This is a genomic window from Desulforhopalus sp. IMCC35007, assembly GCF_005116575.1.
Classification (GTDB): Bacteria; Desulfobacterota; Desulfobulbia; order Desulfobulbales; family Desulfocapsaceae; genus Desulforhopalus_A.
In genome coordinates, this window is sequence record NZ_SWCN01000001.1 from 295,232 (window position 1) to 318,089 (window position 22,858).

Below are 22,858 nucleotides of genomic sequence, written 5' to 3' on the forward strand. Positions count from 1 at the left end.
CGAGGGTGGTATAAAAAAAATCTCAGCAACTGAAAGAGGAATCAATGACACTTACCAAAGCAGATCTCGTCCAGCAGATTTATCAAAACCATGAAAGTTTTACCAAAGCTCAGGCAGCTGAAGCGGTAGAATCGTTTCTTCGTTTGTCCAAAAACGCTCTTGTCGGTGGATCAGATCTCCTTTTGAGCGGATTTGGAAAGTTTAATGTCAGGGATAAAAAACCCCGCCGAGGACGCAATCCTCAGACCGGTGATGACCTCACGCTGGATGCGAGACGGGTCGTAACCTTTAAACCATCCGGCACGTTAAGGGATAAGGTAAATAAGGGATAAGGTGAACGGTTCCTGAAATCACTAAAACACCTATTAAAGTTTTGCAAACGGGGTTGACTGTCTTGAACAACCTGGATCAGCAGGTAATTGAAACGGCAGCAAGAAAATTCATCATGTTGTAGTGTCGGGTGTATTAAAAAGCTAGGCTAATGCTTTTTTGCTCTGTCTATTACTTCTTTTCGATTTGAATAACAATTTTCGCCTGGATGGAGTAAAAAAATATTTTTCATCCTTGACGAAATGATTGGACATTATTGTTATTTGGTTATACTAAAATATTTTTTATGCATATGATCAAATTACAATAATTAAAGAGGACTATAGATGGACGATTTCTTAAGAATTATCACGCATGCCCGGCGTCTTAAAAGTGCGCTGAATGAATTGGGTGTTGAACAATTAGAAGAAGTTAAAATCAAGCTGCAGAAAATTATAGACGATCGAATTGCCGAAGAAAAGGCAGCGCAGGCCGAGAACGCGGTGAGAAATGAGAAAATACTCGAGATTCGTAAATTGTTAAGGCAAGAAGGCATTGATCCAGGCGAATTGCTTGACGGCTTTTCGGAGAAACCGGGGAGGCAAGCAATGCGTCAGCCAAAATATGAGATCTGGAATGAAACTGGGGATCATATTACCTGGACCGGTCAGGGGCGGATGCCTAATATTTTTAAGGCCCGTATAGAAACAGGCGAATCTCTCGATACCTTTCTCATTGATCAGTAATACTGCAAAGTAGGAAAGTAAATAAATGATATGAGGACCGTAGAATCTGATTGCTGTCCAATATAGCTTAAATTAAGGCTATTTTAACTTTTATGATCTGAGTCGGCAGTCGGCAGTCGGCAATAGGCAATAGGCAGTATCTTCCGGGACAAAAGATTTCGCCCTCTCCTGAAGATTGACAGATATCTTAATTACCAGAACATCAATTTTCTCTAAGATTTGTTCTGGTAAGCTTCAGTTGGAAACATAATCGTCCGGTTCCCATTGCTCCTGAATGCTTCTTTCATGTTGTTCAGGTGGTAGATCGGCTTCGGGGCTTCCACAGTCACCACCCTTTTTTCTGGTTTTGCTACCAGCGGTTTTCGCTGCGCTACAACCCCTGCCAATAAATTACAAGGGCCATGTTCCCGGTTCGATCCTGCCTTGCAACTACAACATGGCAACTATCCTGAAAGCACTTCTTATTCTATTGCCCGTTTCGATCTAAAAAAATACGTTGTGGAATTTTGTTGATGCCACCTTAAAACTTTCAAAGGCTGTTAAGTCCCCACATGGACAAGCTTTCAGAAAGTTTGTAAAGTCATTTTTAACAGCCTGTACGCACGATTAAAGATATATTTATATGTCAAATGTTATTAAATGATATCATTAAATAATATTTAATGTTTTAAAGCGTCATATTTTTTTACGATCGGAATTACGCCAAAGTAAAGCGGGCTTGCAAAGGCTAAATAAAGGGCAAAAAGCTCCTCCTGAACTCGCCAAAGCTACCGAAGGGGTGCCCCTTGAACCTACCTGCAGGAGAAAAAGAGAGAAACATTTTCTCTCATGTGTTCTTGCCTACACTTTAACTGCACTTGACCAGTAATTGCCAAAGTTCAACGTGTGTTTATTTGAGTTCAAAAAATATAATTAAAAATTAAATAAAGTAATTTGTCTGTTGTAAAAAAATTATGACATTATATATTAAATAATGATATTTAATATATTAATATATTTTTTGCAAAAACCAAAAGGGGCGATATGATTATCACCATAGGGAACAGTAAAGGTGGCGTTGGCAAAAGCACTATTGCTTGTAATCTTGCGAGTATGGCCGCAAAGGAAAACAAAAAGGTCTTGTTGGTTGACGCTGACCCTCAAGCGTCGAGCCTGAATTTTAGGTCGATTCGGGAAGCCGATGACATAAAAGCAACGGCAATTACAACCCCGACGCTTCATAAAGACCTGAAGGAATTTACTAATTTTGATTTGATAATAATTGATTCTGGGGGGCGTGATTCGGTTATTTTCAGGTCGTCTATTTTGGCAGCAGACATACTCATTATTCCGGTTTTACCCTCTGTCTATGATATTTGGGCAACCTCAGATACTCTTGAAATTGTACAAGAAGCGAAGATTTTTAATGAGAAATTGATAACTCGATTTTTGCTTAATATGGTCATGGCCAACACCATTATGGCGCGTGAAGCTCTCCAAGCTTTGGAAGAAAAGAAAGAAATACCGATTTTAAAAAGTCAGTTAGGCGCAAGAAGCTCTTTTAAGAACGGTATAATATCCGGGCAGGGAGTCATTGAACACGCACCCAAATCGAAAGCAGCTTCTGAGCTTGCAGCCTGCTATCACGAGATAATGCAGTTAGGAGATTTTTAACCATGGCTATACCAAAACCTAAAAAATCAGCCGATGATTTTATAAAAGGTGCTGTGGCTACAAAGGCAGAAACCGAACTCAAAGGACAGGGAAGAGGGCGCCCCGTTGGGCCCAAAAAAGGAGCGTTGCCTGTTAGATTACCTTATGATCTTCTTGAAACGATACGAGAGAATTCGGCTGGAAACCTATCCTATTTCACTGAAAAGGTTTTCCGGGACTATTTTGCAAGAAACAACATTGACATTAAAAAATAATATTTAATATTTTTTGATGTATTTTAATGTCATATTATTGGAGAGATTAGTGATTGATGCTCACTTTTTTGCACGAAGAGAAGCAGAAAATTTCTTGAATTGAGACACCGATCTGCTGTCAAAATCGAATATAGCTATGTTGACTTCGAGATCTCACTCGACAGCATCTTCCGGGTCAAATGAATCTACCCTCTCCCGAAGAGATTCTGAAATTTTCTTCAGACTATATAAGGCAGATTGTCGCTATGTCCGATAGTTGATACGAAAGTAGTATCAACGCCGATGATGGTCAGAAATGGAGCAATTGTCTCGACTGGTTTTCTGGAACATCTCGGATGGGTGGTACGATAAAAGTTGATAGGTATCTGGGCCAATTAGAACCAGAACTTACAGTATAAACCTCTCGTTGCTGTTCTGTTACACTGATGAGAGGTGTTCTTTGGTAAGCTCTACTTTACAGTTGCTCCATTTTCGATTAATTATTAATGCTTTACAGAATCTACCCAATCAGGAATAAGGTTAACCTGATTGGCATTGCTATCATTTAATATTGGCAGGGTAAATCTCGAATGCAAGATTGAACAATAGTCAGTAAGTATTTTGCACGATGTCTGACACCGCACATATCTATTCGAAATAACAGTGATAAGGCAAAATAAAGCAAAGAGGTAACCAGCAGATAAATAGATCGGTTTCTGATAAGTTACTTATTAGGGTGGTTCATACCAATGAAACCATAAACAGAAGAAGTGAGAAGAGTCTGTAATAAGAGGCCAGTGTTGTCCTTTACGGATAAAGTTGTCAAAAAATGAAATGTAGCAAAGAATACATCCGCCTTCATCAGAATCAGTTAATTCAGCCGTGAAGTTAAATTTAAAAGCAAAGGTTGAAGTATGTTTCTAAAAAAATAGCTGAGGAAAACTGTTTTCTTCAGGAGACGGATGAGTTGGGTTACATTAGTTTTTCTCACAAAGTCGTCGAATCTCGTTTATGCCTTCATCGCTGTCAATACGTAACAATTCATAAAAATGATGCGAGCCTAAAACGACAACGCCTATCGTCATAAGCCAAATCCCGACATAATAGAAGTTTGGTGCAACTAGCTTACAACACATCAAAGCAAAACTCATGGCGCAAAGCCCCAAACCTAAAATCTGCGCTTTATCCATGAATAAACCAGCATGCCTGGTGCGATGTTCTTCATCACTTGCCGGATATTCAAACCACACTCTATTCCAGGCCAAGGCGAAAAGCACAGTGATAGTTGCGCCCCAGGCCATGTATACTGGAAACAGATACATCGACATGGGTAATGGCAAGATAGCAGGGATGGCGGCGGTGGCGGCAGCGGGTGGATGATCCGCATCAAAAATCTGCATGAGGACCGCAGCAAAAAGAACCGCCAGGCCAAGTTTCAAAGAAACGGCGAAGTCCGTTCCACCGGCAAGGAAATCTCCGGCCAAGACACCAGCCAGACCACCTATTGAAGCGACAAAATGACCGACAATGACAGATTTTGGGCGGGCGACACGTAAATATACACAGGTGGAATTGATAAAGCAGGTGGCAGCCAAAGGTGGAAAAAGCACCGCAATTCCAGTTGTTTTTGATAGAATTCCAATGATTGTTAGCAATAGACCGCCTCCTAAGGACCCCCAAACGAGACGTGACAAGGATATAACACCGGGACGATAGACGTCTCGCTGAAATTCCCTGCGCTTGATGGAGCAAAGTCGAATTTGTACTGAATTCAGTTTCTTCTGCACGCTCTTTCCCCTGTCAAATCCATTTTGTCCAAGACGTCGGCCCAGACGAAATCCGGACCGACGTGACGCCACTCTTTTGGTCTATTTCCAGCCAAGTTTTTTTCTTGCTTCCTTGAAATCCGAGATAATCATATTTGCCATTTTTACCGGGTCAGGGTTTACATTCATGCAAGAGCCCAGAATCGCTCTCGTACCACCATACAAAAAGTCTTTTACTTTTTTTGATCCTTCGACCGGCGCATGGACACAATGATACGAGTCAAAGCCGAGCATGCGAAAAGCAAGCGCTGCACCCACGCCTTTTTCGTTCGACCATTCCGGAGTGACTTCGGCAAACGGCATGTCTTTGATCGGATGACCAACCAGTCCGGCAATTGTCGCAAATGTACCTACTGCATGGGCATTATCGATACACTCGCCGAAATGCCATGCCGGGGGCATATTGGAACCAAGAAATTCCCTGAGACTGGTCCCGCATTTTTCCTGCCCTTTGACTGAACAGTAGCCAAGTTTTGCCATGGGGAAGGCAGCGCAACCGTTGGTGAAAATAAGGATATTGTTTTTCAGCAGGATATCCGCGACATCGACAATGGCCTTTTCGTACACAATTCTGGTATTGGTGCATCCGGCCATATTAATGATTCCGAGAATCCTTCCTTCCTTTAAGGCATCAGCAATAGGCTGGACCGTGCCTCCGTAGTATTCGGTGAGGTACTCGAGGCCGAATCCCACTTCCGCCTCAATTTCATGAGAAGGTATATGCCTTTTCACATCCCGGCGATTGGTAAAACTCTCTATTGCCCGGGTAACAATTTTTTCTGCCAGTTCTGGAAGCTTATTCAGATCGGAGAGATCCCGCTTATACCCAATATGTTCAGCGCCAGGCAGTCTATTTGACTCGTTGGTGGTAACAACGACTGTTTTATAGCAGTCGGCAACATCCATAATTCCCGGAAAAACCTCTTGAATATCGGCGAGCCAAAGATCGAGCGCTCCGGTTGCCACAACCAGTTCGGAGCCATTGGCGTTTGAGAGAGGAATGACACCCCCGAGACGGTACAATGTTGACAGGCCGGAACAGCAGATTCCATAAAACTGAATTCCTTTAGCCCCTGCATCCTCTGCCATTTTAACAAACTTCTCTGTCCTCGCTGCTTTTATGACTTCTGTGGCAAGCATGGGGGCATGGCCGTGAATGGCGATGTTGACGTGATCTTTTGTCAGCGCTCCAAGGTTCGCCTTGGTGGTATTGCGTCCCGGAACACCATAAAGACAGTCGCCGGCGATGGAGCCACCCACAACACTATTCATGGAGAAGGTAAGGCCCAGACGCAGGAACTGATCCATGGCTTTACGCCAGTCACCCTGCGTACCCACCGTGGTTGCATGCAAAGCCTCAAAAACCTCATGATAAGAACTGATGGGCATTATCCCAAGTTCCTCCCAGACTTTTTGCCGCTCAGGTGGGGCAATAGCACTAAGCGTTCGATGCGGACCGGGCACCGTACGGCTCATATCTTCCAGCAGGATATCAGCAATCTCGCCAGCCAGTGTTTCAACTGTTTTACCTTCAGTTTCAAGTCCAAATGCCGCCGCAACTTCCATCACCTTTTCTTTGCCGATAATAGGAAGGTCAACTTCACCGGCTGCAGCTTTTTTCAACGTCAGCATGACCTCACGAGCACGAGCCCCATGGGCGGCGACGCCGCCAGCGGCAGCTCGAACCATATTGCGCGCGACAATAAGATCTGCATTGGCACCACATGTTCCTCGAGGGGATTTTTCAGTAATTTTGCATGGTCCAAGCGAGCAAACTTTGCAGCAAATGCCAGCCAGGCCAAAGGTACAATGCGGCTTCTGTTTGTCAAAACGATCAAAGCAATTTTCAAGACCATTGCTTTCCATATAGGCAAGCATTTCCCTAACTGCAGGATCGGGAGCATGCTCCATAACTTCTTTTTTGCTGGCGAAAGACTTACGATACTCTTTGATCGCGGTCAGGTAATCGGTAAAACCGTTATCATGATGGTGGTGATCGTGATGGTGGTGATCGTGTGAATGACGTGAATCTTCCATGGACGCTGCTCCTTTTTAGTTTGCATTTGAAAAAATTTTTGAATACGGGGCAGTCCCGCACCAAAAGTTTCCCCCTAATTCCAAGACATAACCGGCCAGAGTTAGATTTTCCGCTGACATACATTTCCACAGTTGCCGGCGATAGCCCGATGATTAAGTGGTTACAAAAACGTCAACCATGGTAACGCAAACATTGTGCCAAGTAGTAGACTTTGGGCTATCCAACAGTAATCACACGCTATTTTCAATACTATTCCGTCAAATATTCAACGGCATTTCGTCAACAACGGAATACCGTTGTCAAAACAACGCAATTCCGTGTCGTTTTCCAAGGTATCAGGCAACAATTGGCAGGGTTAAGAGTGAAATAAACGTCGAATAGAGAATGGCAAGCCCAATACTTTCAGGGTTGACCCGATATTGCATGGCCAGGACAAAAGGCATGGCACCGCATGGGCCTGCTGCGGTTAGCATCAATGTGTCGCGCAAGACAGGCTGGAAGCCGTTTAGGTGGGAGACGCAAATCCAGACTACCGCCGGAAAAACAACTATTTTGAGAAAAGTGATACAGAGAGCAGCGTGATCCGGCTTCTTTGCACAGGACGATGCCAAAATAATTCCCAGACAGAAGAGAGAGGCAGGCGCTGCCGCCTTACCGACAAAAGAGGCATAGGTGTGTATTCCTTCATGAAGAGGAATGCCGAGAAGGTTGACCAGAAGACCGAGAGTTATTGCTACCAATACAGGGTTACACAGCAAATGTTTGACGATATTCAAAACAGATGAATGGCGATAATGGGCAATTTCCAGTCCTGTTATCATGCCGCCAAAAATCACCGAGGTATCAATGACAATTATCACAGTGATTAAAGCCACCGCCTTTTCACCATAGATAATTGCCGCAATTGGCAAGATAAAAAAGGCATGGTTGACAAAGCAAGCCGTCATCCCCAGTAAAAGTGATTCGGCCAGACTCCGCTTGAAAAAACACCGCGATAAGAGCGTTCCGAAAATAAAAACCGTCAGCTCGGAGAGAAAATAGAGAAGAGGAATTTTCCAGTCAATAATTGAAAAATCTGCTTCACAAACGAGATTGAAGATAAGGGCCGGCATCGCCGCATAAAAGACAAACCTGTTGATCGCCTCAGCCGCAGATACGTCGAACAACGAAAATCTGGCCAGGACAATTCCCACAAACATGATCGAAAAAATAGGAAAAATAGGATTGAGAAATGTCTCAAGAATGATATGCATAAAATTTCAGTGTTGTATCGATGAGTTTCTTTGCTGAGGCTTGCCAATGCCAAGGAAGGGTAAAATTCAGGTACGATCACCTTGCAGTGACCCGGCCGTCGGACCACTGCAAGGGTTTTGTTCATCAATCTTTTTTCGCTTTGCGAAAAAGTATCAAAGGACAGTTCTTGCAAATATCAGCGCCGGGAAAGCCGTCACCGGGACGGGTTATGGATGCGCTGCCCAGTTCTTCTTTGCGCTGGAGCAGTCTCTCGACGACATGCTCCAGGTGATCTCCAGGAAGAATGAAATTAATCTCACCTCTTTCGGTTTTACCAGCATTGTAGGAACCGGAACAGGCCGGTAACATGTTCGCCAGATTTTCATTGTGAACGTAGACATTGCCGCCGCAGGCAGAAGAGTTGATAGTAATGTTCGATTTCATCGGATGTACACCAGACACGGCCATCCAATCTACAGCGAGATGATACGCCTGCATGTTATCGCAATAGAAATGTACTGTATCGGCAAGAAATTTGGCATCACCCAGCGGTGCGACAGCAACCCCGATAAGCCCTTGCCCCAGGCGCGGTTTCGAAAGAATAGCTTTTTCCGCCCATTCATCGCCTGTCACATATTTACGATGGCTTTTAATTTCGTTTTCGTCGATATCTTTCCAGCCGAAGCAATATGCCGCATTGCTGCAGCCGAGACTCGCTTGTTCAGCATAGACGATCTGGCCTTTCATACGGGCGGCAATCTCCCATTGGCAAAACGTCATCGGTTTTACCGGTTCATAATATTCATGGTGTTTCTTGAAGTGTTCAACCTCTGCCGGGTTAAAAAAGAATTTTACTGCTATGGGGAAATGGTAGAGCCTGATTTCCTCCATTAAGGTGTGTTGCATTTCTTTGTAACTGAGAGCCATCGTTCTTTCCTTTTGTTAAGTTTTGGAATCCAGCCGAAAAGGTTCGGCTGGATAGATTTACTACGTTATTCGCATGGCTCATTGTGCAAAAAACGTTCCTCTTGTTTTCTTCCTGTTTGACTTGTTTGTATGGATTGGGCTCTTTAATCTAGAACGGAAAACAAGATACTAAGCTGTAAGGTGTTACATATTATGACTTTTTTAGTCAGTCGACGGGACGCCGCAGGTTCATTTTTTTCATTCTGGTTGCAAGCGTTGTGGGCCTGATACCGAGAAGCGCTGCTGCCCCATCACTGCCATAAACCTTCCAGTTACATTGTTTGAGCGCGGCACTGATATTTTGCCGTTGCAGGTCAAGCATCTCTTTCTCGGACAGAACTGCTACTGTTCTCTCAACATCTTCAGGTATGGCCGTCTGATATAGTTCTTCGATACCAAGGTTTACCTTTGTCTCTGATGTTTCCGGGAGCCGTAACCTTAGAGGGCCGGAATGGGCGTAAATGGCGGCCTGCTCGACAATATTTCGCAATTCTCGAACATTTCCGGGCCAGTCATAGCTTTGCAGTTGTGATAGTTGTTGTCCGGTAAATCGCTGTTCTGAACGATTCATATCTTTTAAGGCCATTTTCAGAAAGTGGTTGGCCAGGGGAATGATATCTTCCTTGCGCTCTCTCAGCGGTGGAACTCTGATGGGAAAAACGTTTAAGCGAAAATAGAGGTCTTCGCGAAATCGTTTTGCCTTCACTTCTTCCTGCAAATCTTTGTTGGTTGCCGCGATGATCCGGGCATCGGTCTTCTTCGTATGATTTTCTCCAACCCGCTCGTACTCCCTCTCCTGTAGCACACGAAGCAGTTTGCTTTGATGTTCCAGAGGAATTTCGCCAAGTTCATCAAGAAAAAGAGTTCCACCGTCCGCCGCACCAAATCTGCCGATCCGGTCGCTGAGCGCCCCGGTAAATGATCCTTTGACATGACCAAAGAATTCACTTTCGAAGAGGTCTTTTGGGATTGAGGCACAATTGACCTTGATCAGAGGTTTATCCCTGCGCAAACTGCGATGATGAATTTCCCGAGCCACAAGTTCCTTGCCTGTTCCCGATTCTCCCAGGATCAACACACTCGCATTAGTGGGCGCAACCACGTCAATTTGGTTAAGAACCTGATGTAATAAACTACTTTGACCGACAAAACCGCCCATGGAGGCAACATCGAAAAGTTCTTCCCTGAGATAGGTATTCTCCAATTCCAGTTTATTTTTAAGCTGCTCAATCTCCTCAAAAGCCAGGGCATTTGCCAAGGCCGCTGCGGCATGATCAGCAATTACCCTGAGCACATTGAGGGAATCATGGGTCAGGCAGAGCTTTGTGAAGACCGCCAGAACCCCGAGGATCTTTCCCTGAAAAACCAATGGCTGGCCAACAAACCCTTGGATCTGTTCGCGATTTGCCCAGTCAACATCGGCAATCCATTTTGATTCTTTGCTAATCCGCTCTACAATAACCGGTTTACCGGTAGCGGCAATATGCCCGACTTTTCTGGCTCCCAAAGGAAATCTGCTATGCTGGCCGTGAAGATTGTTCCACTGGATATTTGTATCGCTGTTTGAACGTCCGGCACTGGCCACCAGATGCAGGCAATTCTTGCGATCCCGGCACTCCGATTTAACATGACACGCATCACAGATATCGCCTGGACGTAAAACCCAGATCCTGGCAAGAGCAACGTTGGAGAACTTCGCAAGCCGGGCTACGACAACGTCAAACAGATTACTTGTCGTTCGCTGCTTGGCCATATCCAAGAGAAGCTGGTGCACTGCCTCATTGCTGAAAATAAAAGTAGTTTTATCGATCATATCAAGTATTTGCAGGTGTTGGACAAATAGAGTTCATTAAGTAGAGAGGCCATCGATTTCATATTATCTTCACTGCAAGATAAACGGTATTCCGTTGTAACACAACTCAGCATTCCGTTGAAAACGATATTACGTTGCTTCTTTTCATTCCTCATTGCCCAAATGACGTTGTAGTTTTCCACCACACTTTTCCCTGCGCTTTCAACGTATAGGGTGGATTCAGACATACACAACAGTGAGGCATGTTCCTTGCTAATAAAGGAGCAAGAGGATTTTTTCAACAAAACCAACACCGCTTGAGCGGTTTCATTTTAATTTTTTTTGGAGGTTCACATCATGAGCAAAAACATTAGTCAGGTTATTACCGATGAAGTCACCGGAATACAATTCATACCGATAGTAGGTGGTGATTTCATTATGGGAAGTCCCAAAACAGAAAAAGGCCGACAGCCAGAGGAAGGCCCCCAACACAACGTTCATATTGCTGCTTTCCACATGGCCTGTTTTGAAGTGACGCAGGAACAGTACATGAAAATAATGGGGGAAAATCCGAGTGATATTATTGGCGAAAACTGCCCTGTAGATGGCGTAAGCTGGGACGATGCTCAGGAATTCATAAAGAAACTGAACGTAATTAACAATACGCAGTACAGGTTGCCAAGTGAGGCTGAATGGGAATATGCCTGCCGTGCCAACACCAGTACCCGCTTTTTTTTCGGGGATGACATCAATGTAGAACAAGTGAACTATGGCGGGAAAGTTTCATGCCGAAATTCTCCCGTAGGCATCCATCCTCCGAACGGATTTGGTCTTTACGATATGCATGGCAATGTCTTTGAGTGGTGCAAAGACACCTGGCACGGCACTTATGAAGGATCGCCAGTGGACGGTATCGCGTGGATAGATGAAAGCACCGTCGAAAAGGTCTATCGAGGCGGAGCATGGAATGCAAGTGCGCATTTCTGCAGATCAGCATTTCGTTACCATAGGCCAAAAACTTCTTCGTACTACAATATTGGTTTCCGCCTTGCATTTTGATGCAGACGACGAATCAGCTAGAAGTTCTGAGGTCGTTTGGATTTCCATCTGGTTTTATCGTTTTCTTAGGCGACCTTTTTAGCAGTTTTTCCACTTAGTCGCTTGTTCAATTTTGGGTACCATTTTACTCTCTAATGGTCATTGATTTGTGACTCGTTAACTTCGATGACGTTGCCAAGTTCATTTATATAGCGTTTTTTTCTTGGTAGCCTTTACCTCTGGTTGGTAGTTTCTTTAACGAGTACTAATGAACCATGTTGAGGTTACCACTTCATTTTAGATGTGCGAAAAACACTATACGTTATCTCATGAAGATTAAACCCGAAAATAAAGATGATCACGATGTGATCTCTGAAATAACTCTCGCTGCGTTTAAGGATTATCCATTCGGCCAACAGATTGAACATCTGATCATCGACGAGCTAAGAGAGGCCAATGCCCTAACGGTTTCTTTGGTAGCTTTAATCAACGATCAGGTGATAGGGCATATTGCCATCTCACCTGTGAGTATATCCGATGGTACCCGTGATTGGTATGGCTTAGGTCCGGTTTCAGTATTGCCTGAATTTCAGGGACAGGGTATTGGCAGTAAGCTTATCAAAACAGCCTTATCCCATATAAAAAATAGAATTGGAGGTTGTGGCTGTGTCCTCGTGGGGCCACCTAATTTTTTCTTCATGTTCAGCTTTGCTAATTATCCACAGCTGCTCCACGAGGATATTTCTCAAGAGCTGTTCCTTTCGCTGCCATTCACGAAAAATGTGCCAAGCGGGATTGTTAAATTTCACCCTGCTTTTATGCAGTTGCCAGAAGTTGAAAAGGATATCGTTGCCGATTTTATCATCAACTACGTCATTGCTGGAGTGAGGGCAAACCTCAAAAAGCCAACGATTCAAAGGTTGATCGAAAAAGGAATTTTGATGGAAACATCGGGCAACAAAGTGATGCTGAGGCCTGCAATTCTTGCTAAATATGATCCGTATTTGGCTAAAGTTACTCAATTTAGATTATCTGAACTAAGCCGTGTCCACAAAAACCCATTCATGATGGCGATTAAACGCTAAGGGGAGATGCGCCATGATGCCAATTGGATTAACTGAATTCTATTCTGAAACCGGTGAATAGTGGGGTCACATTGTTAAAGACGATCTCAAAACAACAATGAACATAGGAATCAGCGGCCTGGCACTGATGTGGTAAACAAACAGGAAGAATCTGGTCAATATAGCATTTATCATACCGCCGAAGGCTAAAGCTTATGATCCTGAGTTCATAGAATTATTTCAGGGAATGTTCAAGGGATAACATGTTACCTTTGATAGGGGATATGCCAAGCTTAGCTGCAAAACGAAGCATTAACGATATAGACGACTAATTGGAAAAAAGAACAACTGCATCAGTTACGGTCGTCCTGATCATCCCTGTGGTGCTGCTAAATCCGACAGTCTCCTAGCTGTGCCAGTTGATACTGCCATATCAAATGTTTTGCAATCCTTACTCCCCAACTTATTATATTTACTGGTCATATGAAATCTTGCTGCCTCCAAAACCTAACATAAAAACGCAATTTTAGAATAAAGATTATCCATGAAGAGGTTGCAGCAACAAGTTGTAAACTCACCTGAGCCTTAAATTTACCTGTTCTTTGGGTATCTATACTTTGCAGTTGCTCTATTTGTGATCAATTCTCAGTGCTCAACCGGAACTACCCTTTCAGGAATAAGGTCAAGTACAGGTCAATCTATCGTTGCTAAGCTTGCCAATATAAATGTTTACAGGGAAGTAGCCATCTTGTCCCCCATGACAACGAGTCCTTCTCTTCATTATTCGATACCGAGAGTGACCATTCCATAGAAGGTTTCCTTGGCTGCTATGCGTTTCCCGCTCGTCATCTATGTTTTACTTGGAAAAATCGATCAATATATCACAGTAGGTTTCCAAAGCTTTCCTCATTGTTTCCTGATCCTTGTCTGTGGGGGCTCCCTGCCATTCATGATGACCTATAATATCCCAGCCGGATTTTTCAGTTTTTATCTCAAAATCCCTTTGGGCACCACCACTCCAGCCGAAAGAACCAAAACGAAATACCTTTTTGTTGGTAACTTTTTTAACCATTAATTCATCAATGGTATGGGCCATTGGAGGAAACATTTTATATTCATAGGTTGGCATACCGAAAATCAAACCGGACGATTTCCAGGCGCTGGCGAGGATATAGCCAATATCGTCTCCGGGGACTTGGAAGACATGCAAAGGTATACCTCTTTTTCGAAGTACCTCAATGACCAGGTGCAGGACCTGTTTCGTGTTGCCATACATGCTGCTCCAGACAACAGTCACTTCTCTTTCCGCAGGACCTTTGCTGTATTTGGCATAGCGATCGTATTGATCTATGATGACGGCAGGATTATCCCGCCAAATTATACCATGGGCAGGACAGATCATCTTTATCTCCAGTCCTTTTAACTTTTCTAACCCTTTTAAGACAAAAGTTGAGAAGGTGGCCACGATGTTAGCGTAATAACGAAGAGCTTCGGTCTCATAGAATTGATGTTTTTCCTGTGAAATCTGATCGTCGAAAATTGCATCTTCATCAATACTGCCGTAGGACCCGAATGCATCACAGGAGAAGAGAATCCCCCTCTTCCGTTCATAGGTCATCATGGTTTCAGGCCAGTGGATATTCGGGGTATCGAAAAATTGAAGTTCATAATCCCCAGTTTCAATTACCATCCCATCAGTGATAGCAATTGCCCGCTCAGCCGGCACTCCGGCAAAGGCCTGCAACAAAGGAATGGCTTTTTTCGTACAATAAACAACGGCTTTTTGGTTCTCTTTACAAAATTCCCGGAGCCAACCCGAATGATCTGGTTCCATATGATTGAGGACAATGATATCGATATCTTTTATACCCAAGGTCAGCCCTTCCATCTGCTGGGTTATTTCCGTAGGAAAATCAAAAATATTCTGAGTCAGGTCAATGAGGATATTTTTCTCCCCTTTTATCAGATAGCCGTTAATTGAAATACCATCCGGGATGGGCCAAATTCCTTCAAACAGATAGCTTTTATCTTCAATGTTTACCGAAAATCGGTAAATGTCATCAATAACCTTTTTAATCTTCATCGCTTTGTTGCTCCTTGTAGTTACTTGGACGAAATATCTCGTTTCAGGATGGAAACGCTTTTACACGCATATCGCCACTTTCGAGAAAACGCTGATGCATGAAAAATACCTTTTCCAGGATATGCGGCTCATGTCCACCACGCTCCCGGACCGCACGCTGGTAATAGTCCCACAACTGATCCCGAAAATCTGGGTGGGCACATTTTTTAATGATTTGTTCCGCCACTTGGCGTGGGGTCAACGGACGGGTATCTACTAGACCGTATTCAGTTACCACAACATCCACCGAGTGCTCGGAGTGGTCAACGTGTGAGACCATGGGAACAATGGCTGAAATTAATCCACCCTTGGCCGTAGACGGGGTCACAATCATAGACACTGCTCCGTTTCTTAAAAAATCACCTGACCCACCTATGCCGTTCATTAATTGGGTGCCCATGACGTGCGTGGAGTTGACCTGGCCGTAAATATCAACTTCGATGGCCGTGTTGATGGCAATGACTCCGAGGCGGCGAATCACTTCCGGTGCATTGGAAATCTCCACTGGTCGTAACACGACTTTATCCCGATAGCGGTCTATATCATTGAGGAATCGTTCTCGTGCCTTTTCAGATAGTGTCAGGGCCGAGCCGGAAGCAGCCCGAACTTTACCGAGGTCGATAAGGTCCAAAACACTGTCTTGCAGGACCTCCGAGTAAATATCGATGGAGTGGAAGTTGTTGTCCTTGAGGAATCCGGACAAAACAGCGTTGGCGACATCACCGACCCCTGCCTGCCAGGGAAGGGACGACGGCATACGGTCTTTTTTTATTTCATGGTGCACAAAGTCGAGAATGTATTCGGCGATTCGGCTGGCGGCGGCATTCGGCGGCGTGAAAATTGGACAATGATCTTGCTCGGTACTGAACAGGATAGCGACCACCCGATCCGGATCCATTGCGATAAAAGGTTTTCCGATCCGATCAACTGTGCGGTAAATGGGAATCGGCATACGATAAGGGGGATCCTCCGGGATGAAAATGTCATGAATCCCTTCGAGTTTTGGCGAATTTGCCGAAATCTCAATAATAATCTTGTTGGCCTTCTGCACATACGTAGGCGTGTTGCCAACAGACATAGTGGGAATTAAATGGCCCTGTTCGGTAATAGCCGCCGCCTCCACCACAGCAACGTCACACTGTCCCCATTGTCCCGCCCTCACTTTAGCTGACAATTGAGAAAGATGATCATCCTTAAAGGCTATTTTGCCCAGATTGATTTTCTCTCGCATGAACTTATCGCTCATGTAAGGTCTACGCCAGGCAACAAGATCGGCACGGGCTAATTTCCCATCAACCATGTCACCAGTAGATGCCCCAGCGAACAAATTAATTTTAAAATCTTCGCCGTTCTCCGACCGCCTCACCAGCTCTCTGGGAATTAATTTAGGATATCCAGCGGTAAAGCCGGAAATAAACAGGTTCGTACCATCTTGAATGTGTTCGGCTGCAGTGGCCGGATCGTTAATTTTATCCTGCAACGGTTTATACCGCACTCGATCAGCTAACATGCCATGATCTCCTTCTCGTTTCCTTTGCTGCACAAAACCATACTCAGCATGTAATAGGACGAATCAAACCAAACCACGAGTCGTGGTCACGCCCAATGAATCGTATATCTGACGAGTCGCATTTGATCTGTTGAGGGTATACAGATGCACCCCTCTGGTATTATGATCTATGAGGTCACGTACCTGCTCGGTGGCCCAGTGGGTTCCTACTTTGGCCTGATACTCTTCATTTTCTGCACGATACATGGATTTGATGAGACGCGCCGGAAAACGAGTACCTGCGGAAACTTCGGCCATCCGCTGCATGAGCTTCACTGAGGTAATTGGAGCAATGCCCGCCACGATAGGTACCCGAATACCGGCCAGTTCGCAGCGTTCACAGAAATCATAAAATTCGTTGTTATCAAAAAAGAGTTGGGTGCAGATATAGTCAGCGCCGGCATCAACCTTCGCCTTCAGGTAATCTATCTCTTGCAGTCGATTAGGCGTTTCAGGATGTCCTTCCGGGAATCCCGCCACGCCGATCCCCATTTGCGGATAATGCTTACGGATAAATTCCACCATCTCGAACGCATATTTGAAACCACCGTCAACAGGCTCGAAAGGACCCTGTCCTTTAGGAGGATCGCCGCGCAAGGCGAGAATATTCTCAACTCCACTGGCTACATAGGTATCTAGAATTGACTGAATTTCATCCCGAGTCGAGCCAACGCAGGTTAAATGAGAAACTACAGTCAAATCGGTCTCCTTTTGAATACGCAATATTAGCTCATGGGTCAAATCACGGGTTGAACCACCGGCACCATAGGTAACACTCACATACCCCAACTCCAGAGGCGAAAGATCGCTGATTGTGGCGAAGAGCTGGTCAGCTGACTCTTTACTTTTGGGTGGAAAGAGCTCATAGCTAAAGGCAATTGGATTTTGCTCAAATATTTTTGAAATATGCACTGCGGTTCTCCTTGTAGAAAAAGTTTCCTGCGGGGGGCGAAACTCTCGTCTCAAATCGCCTGCCGCAAAATTGTTTACATTATATTGTTATAGATCCGTCATTTTTTTTATTACATTTTGTACATCTTTGAAGTCGCCATTCATGTCAGCCATGTATTTAGGCCGATACGCACATCCAGCTGCCAGGTTGTCAGTTTCTTTATTGGGCAGGATGAGGATGAGATTATTTTCTATCAGTTGTGAGCCATACTCTGACAAATTGGCAAGTTCCAGTTGGTCTTCTACCAGCAACACAATAATGTCACAAAAAGACATTGGTCTTGCTGTTGAGAATAAAGCATCTTTTAAAGTGTGACATGTGGCTGTCATTTCCCTGGCGTAGACTTCTGCAACGGTAGCTTGAAGTTTTGGACCATGCTTACTGTTTTTTTTGAAATAAAGAATCATTGCTTTTGCCGTTATAAAATACGTCCATATAAACGAATGCGTACCACTCTGGTAGTGTACCTTTCGCTATAAACATCCAATAATTGTGCCCAAAAGTTGTTTTTTGCCTAAGTTGCTGTAATTATATAAACTATTTTTTCATTAAAGGCTTGCAAAGGTGGAGAGCAAAGGAATGTTCACTGTTACCGAACAAAGCCGTTCACTGTAAGTGGACACTGTCCGTTTATAGTGAACGTATGGTGAATGTTTCTTTGAGGGAATCGGGGGAATTTAATTGTTTTTTCTGGATATATTGTGTTTTTTCAATAGGTTGTAAAGACGTGTTCTGCCTATGTCAGCGATGGAACATGCTTCCTTTATCTTTCCGTGGGTTATCGCCATTAACTGAAGAAGATAAGACTTTTCAACTTCATCTAGAGCCGCATCACGATAATGACGCAATGTCGGCAGGGTGGTTGTGGAGGACGGCTGAACCTTCTCTTGAATCTCAGATATCTGAGGTTCGACTGTATCTATGGATTTACGAATGGCTTGAATACGGATGTTTTCCGCAAGATGTTTTGCAAACAGTATTGATTCACTTCCTGCGGCATGGAATGAATCCTCAATAGCATGCATGAATTCTCTAATATTTCCTGGCCAGTTATATGCCTTGAGTGTGTCCAGATAGTCGGGTGAAAAACCTTTTGATTCTTTGTTGTACTTTTCCGCCAGTTTTCTCATGTAGTGCATCATCAATATTTCAATATCTTCAATTCTCTCCCTGAGAGGTGGTAACATAATGACTTGGGAATGCAGCCTGAAGTAGAGATCCTCACGGAACTGACCATCTTTTACCATCTTTTTGAGATCTTTGTGGGTTGCGGCGATTAAACGGAAATCACTGAACACCTCGTTGATCGATCCAACGGGCATGAATTTTTTTTCTTGGAGAACGCGTAAAAGAGTTTTCTGCAGATTCGGGTCAAGATCACCAATCTCGTCAAGGAACAAACTTCCGCCGTCGGCGAGTTTGATCAGACCTGTTGTTCTTCTGTCAGCACCGGTAAAAGCTCCTTTTTCGTGACCAAACAAGGTGTCGGCGATAAGATTATCCGGCAAGGTGGAGCAATCAACTGTCACCAACCTGTTTCCTGACCGGCAACTGTTGGCATGCAAAGCCCTGGCAAACACCTCTTTCCCTGTGCCTGTTTCTCCAGTGAAAAGGACATTGCTTTCATTTTCCGCAGCACGCGCGAGTTGCTCGAGGCATTGACTTAACTGAGGACTGTTGCCGATTAATTCATGGCGTTTAAGTATCGAGAGAGACTTGGGGGCTTTTCGGTAGTTCTCTCGGTACTCCAGAACTCTTTTTATAGGGAGAAGTATTTCCTTGGGAGAGAGAGGCTTCTGTATGTAATCCCAGGCACCATTTTTTACAGCTAATTCAGCACCACTTTTAGTTCCTACCCCAGTGATAATTATTACCTCGGGAGGATCACTCATCTCCTTAATTTGTTTTAAGGTATCAAGGCCATTGCCATCAGGCATATTCACATCGAGAAAAACAACATCAAAATGACCTGTGCGAACTTTGTTCAGGCCATCAACGAGTTCATGGCAATATTCGGCATGGTGATGAATTCTCTCTATCATCTGCTGCAACATGGTACAGGTTGTCAGATGATCATCGATGATAAGGACATTTCCCATTAGGTCTTCTTTCTCAATTCTGAACTTGCTCCAATACGTCAGCAAGTTCTTCGAATTTGTATGGTTTGTTAACTATTTGCGTAATTCCTGCTGTCTTTATTTTTTCTCGGCTCAGGGTGTGGAGAAAACCTGTACAAAGAATTATAGGAATATCCGGGCGAAGTGCCCGCACCCGAGCAGCGAGCTCCAGTCCATTCATTTCAGGCATGGTCAGATCTGTAATGACAATATCATAGAGAGATGGTGATTGTTCAAAAGCTGCCACAGCTTCAATGCTGGATTGTTGCGCCGTAATTGTAAAGCCAAGCCTCTCAAGAAATTTTGTTCCACAATCTAATTGTTGAAGCTCGTCGTCAACGAGGAGAATATGGCCATGGCCACCCATAGTAGATACTTTTACTCTATCATCCTGTTCCAGAGGCTGCTCCGTGCTTTGCGGGAGCAGTATCCGAAAACATGTTCCATGACCTAATCGACTTTCAACGTCAATATGGCCATTATGGCTTTTTACGATGCCATGGACAAGAGACAATCCAAAGCCGGTTCCTTCTCCTGGTTGTTTGGTTGTAAAATATGGTTCAAAAATATTGTCCATAACTTCCGGTGAGATACCGGGGCCTGTGTCAATAATCTCAAGCGCCAGCATTCTTTTTGCTTTCGCCCCATTGTTTGATGAAAGCTGTAGCTCATCGGACTCCACCTCTGTTATTTGTAGCGTGAGCGTTCCACCGACCTTTGCCATGGCTTGGATGGCATTGGTGCAAAGGTTGGTAATGACTTGATGAATCTTTGTTGAATCCGCAAGAACGCTATCAGCAGGAGTGTCAAACTTTGTTTCTAAAGTAATATTGTGCGGCAAGGTAATCCGGATGAGCTGAAGAGCCTCGCGGGCTATTTTTGTTATGGATGTGGGATGCAAATCAAGATCATCCTGCCTGCTGAACGTGAGAATTTGTTTTACTAAGTCACGCGCACGGTAGGAGGCTTGTAGGATCTCCCTGATGTTATAACGAATATCGTCCATATCGTTAATTTCAAATATTTCAATAAGTTCAGCATAACCAATTATCCCACTGAGTATATTATTGAAATCATGCGCAACCCCTCCGGCAAGAGACCCTATTGCTTCCATTTTTTGGGACTTGCGTAGCTGCTCTTCGAGTCTTTGTTGTTGATTAAGGGTTTCGACCTTTTTGGTAATATCTCGAATAACCTCAAGGTGCCCAATCAAGTCGCCATTTTTATCATGCATATCATTGCCATGCGTTTCACCAACGAGCAAGGCACCATCTTTGCACCTATAATGCAGGACTGCCTCGGTCCAAACCGGATTGACATGAAAATGATCCGTTTCGTCTGCGTACAATATTGAGATATGTTTGCCGGTAAGCTCTTCTGCAGTATAACCAAATCTTTTGATTAGAGCTGGGTTAACCTGCGTGATGATACCAGAAGAGTCGGTTATTACAACACTGTCTGGAATAGAATTGAGAATAGATTGATAGAAAACATTCTGAAGATCAAGAGATGCTATTTTTTCTTTCAGTTCCGGGAAGTAGCTTTTTCGAATAGACTTGCCACCGAGCCCAACTATTTTATTAACATTATTTTCCCAGGAAATTTTCCCCTCAGAGCGCCTTTTCATAAATATCCTCAATATCTCGAAGGGTTGGGCGTTTCGGATTGGTCAACATGCAGGGGTCGGCGAGGGCTTTCTTGGCGAGAACAGGGATGTCAGCGTGGGATACCCCTTGTTTTGCAAGAGTACCGCTTACTCCGACACTCTCCCTGAACATTCTCAAGGCCTTGGCAGTGGCAGCACATTTCTCCTGAGCCGTACCTTTTTGCACTGCGGCACCAAAGACCTGCCCTATCCGATCATACCTTTTCGGGGCTGAATCATAGTTGTAGGCAATGACATGCTCCAATAAAAGCCCGTTACATTCTCCATGGGAAAACTCGTAGAATCCTCCAAGGCTGTGCGCCATGGCGTGGACAGCTCCAAGGCTGGCATTGGAAAAAGCAAGACCTGCCTGTAGAGAGGCCAACATGATCTTTTCACGAATGAAATGATTTGATAAGTCATCCAGAATCAGTGGCAAGTACTTTTGTATAAGTCGAATGGCCTCAAAAGCATGAAGATCCGTCAGTGCAGAGCTGGCAATAGAGACATAGGCCTCGATGGCATGAACAAGAGCATCGAGTCCTGTACTGACGGTCAGATGGTGGCCCATAGTTATTGTTGTGAGCGGATCAATAAGGGCTACATCGGGGACCATGCTTTTGCTGATCACTGCAATTTTAATACGCTCTGCCGGATTGTTGATAATTGCAAACTGGGAAACGTCGGCAGCACTTCCAGCCGTTGTAGGAATACATATTAAAGGCGGGCCCGGGACGTCAACATTATCGACACCTTCAAACTCAAGAATATGCCGTCTGTTAGTGGAAACGATTCCAATCGCTTTGGCACAATCCATAGGACTGCCGCCGCCAAGAGCGACAATCACATCGCAGCCCGAGTCTTTATATTGTCGGGCACCTTCCATTACCTCGGTATCACGAGGGTTTTCATGGAGACTGGAAAATACTGAAAAAACAATTCCGACGTCAATGAACATGGAAGTGACTCTGTTAAGCCAACCTGCATCGATAATACCTTGATCAGTTACAATAAAAACCCGACTGGCATTGAAATTCAAAACATATTGGGGTAACAGCTCTATGGCTCCTTCTCCAAAAATTATTTCCGGAGAAACAAATTTTCGTATTGGTAAAATCATACTCAATCCCCTCCGTCTAACTCTAGCTGAGCAAGACCATACTTTTAAGAATTTTCAAATTCTTAAATTATTACCAATTTACTCGATTAGAATATTTATTTCATGAACAACACCTGCTTATCCGGTGATGAACGTCTTATGGCAAACCGATCTTACATTGTAATGATGAAACCTACATATTTGCTAAGACTCAACATCAAACTATGGGCGTTTTCGATATTTATAGAGGGGGTAATAAAAAAAGAAAGACACAAATCCAGAGAGGATTGTCCCCTCATAGAGCCAAAAGGTTGGCGTGACACCAGAAGAACTATTGCCAATATTAGAGAACAGTTTAGATGGGTGTTAAAATCACCGGTTGAATTGATAATACACTCGTTAATACTGCCCTTTCGAAGATTTAAATATTATCCCAGCCCGCCAACTTGAGGTTTCTACTGTGAATCAGAGCGACA

Annotated in this window: 18 protein-coding genes; 6 read left to right on the forward strand and 12 right to left on the reverse strand. The window is 44.2% G+C overall.

Annotation, left to right across the window (positions count from 1 at the left end; translation table 11 throughout):
• Window positions 1-44 precede the first annotated feature (44 nt).
• The 4 genes from FCL48_RS01325 (at window position 45) to FCL48_RS01340 (ending at window position 2,962) form a co-directional block, all read left to right on the forward strand.
• On the forward strand, window positions 45-332 hold the full coding sequence (locus tag FCL48_RS01325) for an integration host factor subunit alpha (protein ID WP_136870433.1): 288 nt from the start codon (window positions 45-47) through the stop codon (window positions 330-332).
• Window positions 333-656: 324 nt separating this feature from the next.
• Entirely contained in the window at window positions 657-1,055 is a 399-nt protein-coding gene (locus FCL48_RS01330; protein WP_136870434.1) for an H-NS family nucleoid-associated regulatory protein, read from the forward strand.
• Between the two features lie 1,023 nt (window positions 1,056-2,078).
• Complete coding sequence (gene parA, locus FCL48_RS01335; RefSeq protein WP_136870435.1) at window positions 2,079-2,708, forward strand: ParA family partition ATPase; 630 nt, start codon at window positions 2,079-2,081, stop codon at window positions 2,706-2,708.
• 2 nt (window positions 2,709-2,710) lie between these two features.
• Window positions 2,711-2,962, forward strand: coding sequence for a hypothetical protein (locus FCL48_RS01340; protein WP_136870436.1), 252 nt, complete (start codon window positions 2,711-2,713; stop codon window positions 2,960-2,962).
• 956 nt (window positions 2,963-3,918) lie between these two features.
• Here the strand turns inward: FCL48_RS01340 and FCL48_RS01345 are convergent.
• From FCL48_RS01345 to FCL48_RS01365, 5 genes are all read right to left on the reverse strand, one after another.
• Window positions 3,919-4,596 carry an HPP family protein gene (locus FCL48_RS01345; protein ID WP_205747609.1) on the reverse strand — a complete coding sequence of 226 codons (678 nt, stop codon included), beginning with the start codon at window positions 4,594-4,596 and terminating at the stop codon, window positions 3,919-3,921.
• A gap of 213 nt (window positions 4,597-4,809) precedes the next feature.
• The gene (locus tag FCL48_RS01350; RefSeq protein WP_136870438.1) at window positions 4,810-6,804 is read right to left on the reverse strand and encodes a carbon monoxide dehydrogenase; all 1,995 of its coding nucleotides are present in this window, start codon (window positions 6,802-6,804) and stop codon (window positions 4,810-4,812) included.
• Between the two features lie 336 nt (window positions 6,805-7,140).
• Window positions 7,141-8,058, reverse strand: a complete 918-nt coding sequence (locus FCL48_RS01355; protein WP_136870439.1) for an AEC family transporter — start codon at window positions 8,056-8,058, stop codon at window positions 7,141-7,143.
• Window positions 8,059-8,182: 124 nt separating this feature from the next.
• The gene (locus tag FCL48_RS01360) at window positions 8,183-8,965 is read right to left on the reverse strand and encodes a DUF169 domain-containing protein (protein WP_136870440.1); all 783 of its coding nucleotides are present in this window, start codon (window positions 8,963-8,965) and stop codon (window positions 8,183-8,185) included.
• Window positions 8,966-9,170: 205 nt separating this feature from the next.
• Entirely contained in the window at window positions 9,171-10,817 is a 1,647-nt protein-coding gene (locus FCL48_RS01365) for a sigma-54-dependent Fis family transcriptional regulator (RefSeq protein WP_136870441.1), read from the reverse strand.
• A 336-nt stretch (window positions 10,818-11,153) separates the two neighbouring features.
• Here FCL48_RS01365 and FCL48_RS01370 point away from each other — a divergent pair, with 336 nt between their 5' ends.
• Complete coding sequence (locus tag FCL48_RS01370) at window positions 11,154-11,855, forward strand: formylglycine-generating enzyme family protein (RefSeq protein WP_136870442.1); 702 nt, start codon at window positions 11,154-11,156, stop codon at window positions 11,853-11,855.
• A 308-nt stretch (window positions 11,856-12,163) separates the two neighbouring features.
• Window positions 12,164-12,919: a GNAT family N-acetyltransferase gene (locus FCL48_RS01375; protein WP_136870443.1), complete on the forward strand. Its 756-nt coding sequence runs from the start codon at window positions 12,164-12,166 to the stop codon at window positions 12,917-12,919.
• 835 nt (window positions 12,920-13,754) lie between these two features.
• Here the strand turns inward: FCL48_RS01375 and FCL48_RS01380 are convergent.
• From FCL48_RS01380 to ercA, 7 genes are all read right to left on the reverse strand, one after another.
• Window positions 13,755-14,981, reverse strand: a complete 1,227-nt coding sequence (locus FCL48_RS01380) for an FprA family A-type flavoprotein (RefSeq protein WP_136870444.1) — start codon at window positions 14,979-14,981, stop codon at window positions 13,755-13,757.
• Window positions 14,982-15,024: 43 nt separating this feature from the next.
• Window positions 15,025-16,530: a succinate CoA transferase gene (locus FCL48_RS01385; protein WP_136870445.1), complete on the reverse strand. Its 1,506-nt coding sequence runs from the start codon at window positions 16,528-16,530 to the stop codon at window positions 15,025-15,027.
• A gap of 63 nt (window positions 16,531-16,593) precedes the next feature.
• Window positions 16,594-17,481, reverse strand: coding sequence for a methylenetetrahydrofolate reductase [NAD(P)H] (metF, locus tag FCL48_RS01390; RefSeq protein ID WP_136870541.1), 888 nt, complete (start codon window positions 17,479-17,481; stop codon window positions 16,594-16,596).
• Window positions 17,482-17,568: 87 nt separating this feature from the next.
• Window positions 17,569-17,928 (reverse strand): hypothetical protein, encoded by a 360-nt coding sequence (locus tag FCL48_RS01395; RefSeq protein ID WP_136870446.1) that lies wholly within the window; start codon window positions 17,926-17,928, stop codon window positions 17,569-17,571.
• Window positions 17,929-18,198: 270 nt separating this feature from the next.
• Window positions 18,199-19,620 (reverse strand): sigma-54 dependent transcriptional regulator, encoded by a 1,422-nt coding sequence (locus tag FCL48_RS01400; RefSeq protein WP_136870447.1) that lies wholly within the window; start codon window positions 19,618-19,620, stop codon window positions 18,199-18,201.
• Window positions 19,621-19,633: 13 nt separating this feature from the next.
• Window positions 19,634-21,265, reverse strand: coding sequence for an ATP-binding protein (locus FCL48_RS01405; protein WP_136870448.1), 1,632 nt, complete (start codon window positions 21,263-21,265; stop codon window positions 19,634-19,636).
• Window positions 21,249-22,403 carry an alcohol dehydrogenase-like regulatory protein ErcA gene (ercA, locus tag FCL48_RS01410; RefSeq protein ID WP_136870449.1) on the reverse strand — a complete coding sequence of 385 codons (1,155 nt, stop codon included), beginning with the start codon at window positions 22,401-22,403 and terminating at the stop codon, window positions 21,249-21,251. The genes FCL48_RS01405 and ercA overlap by 17 nt, the downstream gene beginning before the upstream one ends.
• Between the last annotated feature and the right edge of the window lie 455 nt (window positions 22,404-22,858).

Bases quoted from the DNA above. Each gene is read 5' to 3' on its own strand.
- FCL48_RS01350 (WP_136870438.1), bottom strand. From the start codon at position 6,804: ATGGAAGATTCACGTCATTCACACGATCACCACCATCACGATCACCAC.
- FCL48_RS01365 (WP_136870441.1), bottom strand. From the start codon at position 10,817: ATGATCGATAAAACTACTTTTATTTTCAGCAATGAGGCAGTGCACCAG.
- FCL48_RS01355 (WP_136870439.1), bottom strand. From the start codon at position 8,058: ATGCATATCATTCTTGAGACATTTCTCAATCCTATTTTTCCTATTTTT.
- FCL48_RS01340 (WP_136870436.1), top strand. From the start codon at position 2,711: ATGGCTATACCAAAACCTAAAAAATCAGCCGATGATTTTATAAAAGGT.
- FCL48_RS01395 (WP_136870446.1), bottom strand. From the start codon at position 17,928: ATGATTCTTTATTTCAAAAAAAACAGTAAGCATGGTCCAAAACTTCAA.
- parA (WP_136870435.1), top strand. From the start codon at position 2,079: ATGATTATCACCATAGGGAACAGTAAAGGTGGCGTTGGCAAAAGCACT.
- FCL48_RS01370 (WP_136870442.1), top strand. From the start codon at position 11,154: ATGAGCAAAAACATTAGTCAGGTTATTACCGATGAAGTCACCGGAATA.
- FCL48_RS01375 (WP_136870443.1), top strand. From the start codon at position 12,164: ATGAAGATTAAACCCGAAAATAAAGATGATCACGATGTGATCTCTGAA.
- FCL48_RS01405 (WP_136870448.1), bottom strand. From the start codon at position 21,265: ATGAAAAGGCGCTCTGAGGGGAAAATTTCCTGGGAAAATAATGTTAAT.
- ercA (WP_136870449.1), bottom strand. From the start codon at position 22,403: ATGATTTTACCAATACGAAAATTTGTTTCTCCGGAAATAATTTTTGGA.
- FCL48_RS01330 (WP_136870434.1), top strand. From the start codon at position 657: ATGGACGATTTCTTAAGAATTATCACGCATGCCCGGCGTCTTAAAAGT.
- FCL48_RS01380 (WP_136870444.1), bottom strand. From the start codon at position 14,981: ATGAAGATTAAAAAGGTTATTGATGACATTTACCGATTTTCGGTAAAC.
- FCL48_RS01325 (WP_136870433.1), top strand. From the start codon at position 45: ATGACACTTACCAAAGCAGATCTCGTCCAGCAGATTTATCAAAACCAT.
- FCL48_RS01360 (WP_136870440.1), bottom strand. From the start codon at position 8,965: ATGGCTCTCAGTTACAAAGAAATGCAACACACCTTAATGGAGGAAATC.
- FCL48_RS01385 (WP_136870445.1), bottom strand. From the start codon at position 16,530: ATGTTAGCTGATCGAGTGCGGTATAAACCGTTGCAGGATAAAATTAAC.
- FCL48_RS01400 (WP_136870447.1), bottom strand. From the start codon at position 19,620: ATGGGAAATGTCCTTATCATCGATGATCATCTGACAACCTGTACCATG.